The organism is Microcystis sp. M179S2 (genome assembly GCF_020245805.1).
Taxonomy (GTDB): domain Bacteria; phylum Cyanobacteriota; class Cyanobacteriia; order Cyanobacteriales; family Microcystaceae; genus Microcystis; species Microcystis aeruginosa.
Genome location: NZ_JADBUE010000252.1, coordinates 1 through 5,661 on the forward strand (window position 1 = coordinate 1; position 5,661 = coordinate 5,661).

Annotated in this window: 3 protein-coding genes and 1 pseudogene; 1 reads left to right on the forward strand and 3 read right to left on the reverse strand. The window is 42.3% G+C overall.

Translation table 11 applies throughout. The features are described from left to right. Window positions 1-284 precede the first annotated feature (284 nt). A complete protein-coding gene (locus IM500_RS15465; protein WP_190722941.1) occupies window positions 285-2,930 on the forward strand; it encodes an efflux RND transporter permease subunit in 2,646 nt (881 codons plus the stop codon). Between the two features lie 6 nt (window positions 2,931-2,936). Here IM500_RS15465 and IM500_RS15470 read toward each other — a convergent pair whose 3' ends face one another. The 3 genes and pseudogenes from IM500_RS15470 to IM500_RS15480 form a co-directional block, all read right to left on the reverse strand. Continuing rightward, on the reverse strand, window positions 2,937-4,361 hold the full coding sequence (locus IM500_RS15470) for an FAD-binding domain-containing protein (RefSeq protein ID WP_287738885.1): 1,425 nt from the start codon (window positions 4,359-4,361) through the stop codon (window positions 2,937-2,939). A 152-nt stretch (window positions 4,362-4,513) separates the two neighbouring features. After that, complete coding sequence (locus IM500_RS15475; protein ID WP_287738887.1) at window positions 4,514-5,206, reverse strand: Uma2 family endonuclease; 693 nt, start codon at window positions 5,204-5,206, stop codon at window positions 4,514-4,516. Window positions 5,207-5,427: 221 nt separating this feature from the next. Beyond that, window positions 5,428-5,661 (reverse strand): annotated as a pseudogene (locus IM500_RS15480) (Uma2 family endonuclease); the annotation flags it as partial.

Consider the following 5,661-nt stretch of genomic DNA (forward strand, 5'->3'; position numbering starts at 1 on the left):
AATCGCTGTAACTATGATAACATCGTTGTTAAATAAAAATCTTTCTCAATTAATTCTTAAGAATTTATAAATATTGCGGAATGTTAATTTAAATATTCTCAAGTTTTTGCAGTCAATAAATAATTTTTGCTTATCTTTGTCAGAAAATAGAACTCCTGCAAAAATCCAACATCTACCATTGGGTTAGGAGTCTCCGAGTCAGGAGTCAGGAGTCAGGAGATTATTTTTATTTATTCTTCCCACACCCCACACCCCACACCCCACTTATGAGAGATGATCAAAAGATGAAAGAATCGTGGCGAGAACGTCTGAATATCTCTCGAATAGCGATTAATGCCCCGAGGTTAACCATTGCTTTCTGGTTAGCGGTGGCCATGGCAGGAATTTTGGCTTTTAGTTCCCTAAAATACGCTCTTTTCCCCGATATCAGCTTTCCAGTCGTAATAATTAACGCCCAAGCGGATTTAGCTACTGCTATCACCACGGAACAGCAATTAACTAAACCCCTAGAAAATCCCCTTTTCTCTCTCCCCGGTTGTCGGGATGTGTCCTCGACTACTGCCCCCGGACAGTCAGTAATCAGCGTTTTCTTTAAAATTGGCACAAATTTAGACAAAGCCACCGCAGCAGTTAAACAGGCTATCTCGCAAATCCCTTTACCCTCTCAAGCTACTACAGAAGTTATCCCCGTTGATTTAAATGAGTCGGCAATAGTCACATATACGCTGGTGAGTGAGCAGAAAACCCTAGAAGAATTAAGCCAAATCGCCCAAGATAATTTAATTCCGCCCTTAAAAGCTCTTCCTGGTACGGCTAAAGTTAATTTACTCGGTCAGGGTACAGTTAGGGAAGATAATCCCCATAAAAGCTTAACCCGACCATTGCCCACGCTGGTGCGCTTTAATGGTCAAGAGGCGATCGCTGTGCAGGTAATCAAACAAGGTGCTGCCAATAGTCTCGATCTGGCCGCGGTCGCAGAAAAACTGGTTAAAGACATAGCACAAAAACTGCCCGATGTCAAGATAATTTTAGCTGAAACTCAAGCGGAATATATTCGCGCTGCCCTACAAGGCACGATCGATGATTTACTCTTGGCAGTTTTGCTGTCGGTGCTGGTGATCTGGATATTTTTAGGCAGTTTCGCCGCTACAATCATTTCTGCTCTGGTTATCCCCCTATCTCTTTTGGGGACTTTCATTATCATGGCCATCTATGGGTTTAATCTGGAAACCCTGACGCTACTGGCTCTCGCTTTGGTAATCGGCATTGTCGTGGATGATGCGATCGTTGATGTGGAGAATATTTCCCGTTTAATCGACGCGGGGGAAACCCCGAAAAATGCGGCACTCAAGGGGACAAGGGAGATCGGATTAGCTGTCACTGCTTCCACTTTAACCATTGTTGCCGTGTTTATACCCGTGGCTTTTATGGGGGGTGCGGTGGGGCAGTTTTTCCAACCCTTCGGTTTAACTGTCTCGGCTGCGGTGATTTTTTCTCTGTTGATCGCCAGAACTTTATCGCCAGTTTTGGCAGTATATTGGCTGAAACCGCAGTCACGGGCAAAAATGACGAAACAAAAGCGACCGATTGAAAACGCCTATCGACGGCTCTTAAACTGGTCATTGCGTCATCGTTTGCTGGTCATTGCTATTGCCCTAATTACCTTTTTTGCGGGTATTGCCTTGATTCCTTTTATTTCTAGGGGATTTATTCCCCGACTCGATCGCGGCGAGTTTAATCTGGTTTATACTTCTCCTTTGCCGAAAATAACGCAAATTAGTCCTAATAAACCGACGGCTAAGAGTTCTAGCGATAGTTTCGCTTGGATTTCTCAGTTAGCGAGTTCTCCCGAAAGTTTTCTTTTGCGTCGCACTATCCGCGATGGCAGCAAATTAGAAGCGCCGATTTTGCAGGATGGGGAAGTGGAATCGACTTTTATGATCGCCGGTTTACGGGGTGAGCCGAATCGTGGCAAAATTCACGTTAAACTGAAGAGCGATCGTAAATCTCACACCAGTGCGGTGCAGCAACGGATTCGGCAAATTTTACCGACAATTAGAGGGGTGAATGTCAGTATCGAGGACATTCCTTTTGTGCAGACGGAAGCGGAAAAGCCGATCCAAATTGCGATTAAAAGCGATAATTTCAAGCTATTGCGCGATAGTGCCGAGAAATTGCTGGTTGAGGCTGCTAAAATCGCCGGTTTAAAGGATATTTCCCTATCATCTAGATTAAATGATCGGGGGGATTTTTTGGCGATCGAGCGTTTAAATGGTCAACAGGCGATTTTTCTCAGTGCTAATCTTAGTCCCGATTTAGGATTAGAAGATGCGGCGATTAAAATTGAAGGGATTCCTTTACCGGAAGGGATAACTTTACAGCGTTGGGGTACTTCTTCTCAAAGTAGCGATGTTTTGGGCAGTTTTGGTCGCACTTTAATCCTAGCGACAATTTTAATGTTAGGAGTTTTATGGTTATTATTCAGAAGACTGCTAGAAACTATCGTCATCGCTTTATGTTTACCTTTAGCGATTGTGGGGGCAATGTTGGGGTTATTGGTAACGGGTAGTGAGTTTAGTATGATTTCTCTGATCGGGTTTATCTTCCTCTTGGGATTACTCGATAAAAACGCTGTGTTATTACTGGATTATACTAACCAATTGCGTCAACAGGGTTGGAGTCGGGAGGAAGCGGTTTTAGAAACGGGAATGATTAGGTTAAGACCGATTTTAATGACCACCTGTTCGACAATTTTAGGTATGATTCCGATCGCTCTGGGATTGGGTACTGGTGCGGAATTGCGGCAACCCATGGCGATGGTAATTGTGGGAGGTTTAGTCACTTCTTCCCTGTTGAGTTTAATTGTTGTGCCTGTGTTATATCTAAGTTTAGAGGATGTTTGGAACCAGATTAAAGCCAGTCAAAAGTAGCTAGTTTTATTGTTTTGGCTTCTGATTGCTATAGAGTCGTTTGAATTCTTTTTGTTGTTGATTATGATCGACAATTGGCTCGGGATAACCACAACGATGTCTTTCTAAACGGGGGATTTTCCCGGTTACTAAATATTCCGTATCTACGGAAGCTAATTCCGGCAACCATTGACGAATATATTCCCCTTCCGGATCGAATTTTTGTGTCTGACTAGCGGGATTAAAAATTCTTAAAGGTTTCGGATCCATGCCACTAGAGGCACTCCACTGCCAACCACCATTATTAGCGGCTAAATCGCCATCAAAAAGTTTCTGCATGAAGTATTTTTCGCCTTTTTGCCAGTTAATAATTAAATCTTTGGTTAAAAAACTCGCCACGATCATGCGACAACGATTGTGCATCCATCCCGTTTCATTTAATTGTCGCATGGCCGCGTCAACGATCGGATAGCCGGTTTTTCCCTGGCACCAAGCTTGAAAATGTTCTTCGTTATCCTGCCAAGGAAAATGACGAAATTCTTTTCTATAAGCACCGACCGCCAATTCTGGGAAAAAATAGAGACAATGCTGGTAAAATTCCCGCCAAGCTAACTCTTGCTGCCAAGTGATAATACTATTTTTTGCTTCCTGGGCGCGGCAATTTTCTAATAACTCTAGGGTTGCCGTCCAAATTGTGCGGATGCCAATCGCCCCAAATTTTAAAGCGGCACTCAAGCGCGAGGTGCCATCGAAAGCGGGGAAGTTACGATCTTCTTGATAATTGTTAATAACCCCTTGACAAAATTCTTCTAATCTGCTATGGGCGGCCTTTTCTCCGGGAGCGAGGGGTAAGGGATTTTGCCAGGTAAAACCTAAATTTTCTAGGGTTGGTAAGTTAATAGTTTCTGTGAGTTTCTCCCCCTCATTTTCGTCTAATCCTTGCAGGTTTTCTAGGGTTTTGGGGCTGGCTTTGGCTAATTGGCTCCAATTTTTCCAAAAAGGAGTATATACGGTGTAGGGACTTTTTGAGAGGGTGAGGACTTGCCCTGGAGCGTGGAGAAGTTGATCCCAGAAGGTTTCTACTTCAATTCCTTTTGTTTGTAAAGCGGCGATTACCTGTTGATCCCGTTGACGCGCGTAGGGTTCGATATCGAGGTTAAAAAAAACTGCTTTTGCCGATAAATTGCCGGCTAAGTTGACGAGTGTTTGACTGGGGTTGCCGCGAATAATCAGTAATTGACTACCTTTTTGGCGATAATTTTTTTCTAATTCCTCTAGACAACCGAGGAGATAGGCAACTCTAGCAGGGGCGATATCATCCCTCTCTAAAATAGCAGGATCGAGGCAGAAAACCCCGATAATTTTCGGACTACGCTCCCTAGCTTTACTCAGTCCAATATTATCCGAGAGACGTAAATCGCGACGATGCCAGAAAAGGATTAGATTTGACATAAAGTAAGGTGATGAGAAGATTATCAGGGGCGAGATTATTTTACATTGAGCTTGTCGAAATGTGGGGTACAGTTAAGAACAAATTCAGGTCAAAAATACTCTTTCTGTAATTATACGACAGTAGATCAAGAATAATTGTCTAATTTTAAAATCTAGCGGTGATTGGCAGTTAGTTTATTGACAAAATCTCGATGTTCTGCTGTTTCTAAACCCCGCTGCAAAATCACTAAAACTTTTCCTAAGTCGCCCATTAATAAAGCATTTTTATCTAGCCATAAACCGGGGAAGATTTGGGAGCGCATTATGCCCTCACTATCGGGTTCTAGTTTAATATATTCTCCTGCCTGTAGCCGAAACCAATCAATTTCTTGTTCATAAAACCGCCAGACTAGATATTCTTGGACTTGATTGCGACGGTAAACATTTAATTTTTGATGAACATCGTAGGAAGCACTAGAAGCGGCAATTTCGACAATTAATTCCGGCGCGCCTTCTACATAGTCATCTTGACTAATTGTCGATTGTCCTCCCTTGTCAATTCTTAATAGGGCATCTGGTTGGGGTTCGTTATCAATATCTAATCTCACGGTGGCATTATCCCCTAATTGCAGATAGGGGGTAAAAGCTTTATAAAAACCCAACCATAACATAATATGCGCGTGGGGTTCACCATGTTGGGTAATTCTCAAGGGAGATGCCATATAAACAATTCCTTCAATTAATTCCGCTTTTTTGAGATGGGGCATCCCTTGATAACGTCGTTCAAATTCCCATCGAGTTAATTTATCGCCGTTTTCTAGGGGAGGAATTGTTAAAGAAGCAGCTATTACTGGGGTAGTTGTCATAAGTTTTCTCTTTTCACCCTTCTTCTAGTTAATCTTTGCCCGCTATCGGATCAGCAATTTCTCCTGATCTTCCATTATTATAACAACCATCGGTAGGGTGTGTTAAAGTAGCTCAACACACCCACAAAAATCAGTTAGAAGTCAATAAATAATCCATTAATTTGAGCAAAGTTTTTTCTCCCATATTATAGAACACTTGAGAGAAAATAATTATCTAATTTTTAAACTTGAGAGCGATCGCTAGTTAATTTATTAACAAAATTTTGATGTTCTGGTGTCTCTAACCCTCGCTGTAAAATCACTAAAACTTTTCCTAAGTCGCCCATTAATAAAGCGTTTTTATCTAGCCATAAACCGGGGAAGATTTGGGAGCGCATTATGCCCTCACTATCGGGTTCTAGTTTAATATATTCTCCTGCCTGTAGCCGAAACCAATCAATTTCTTGTTCATAAAA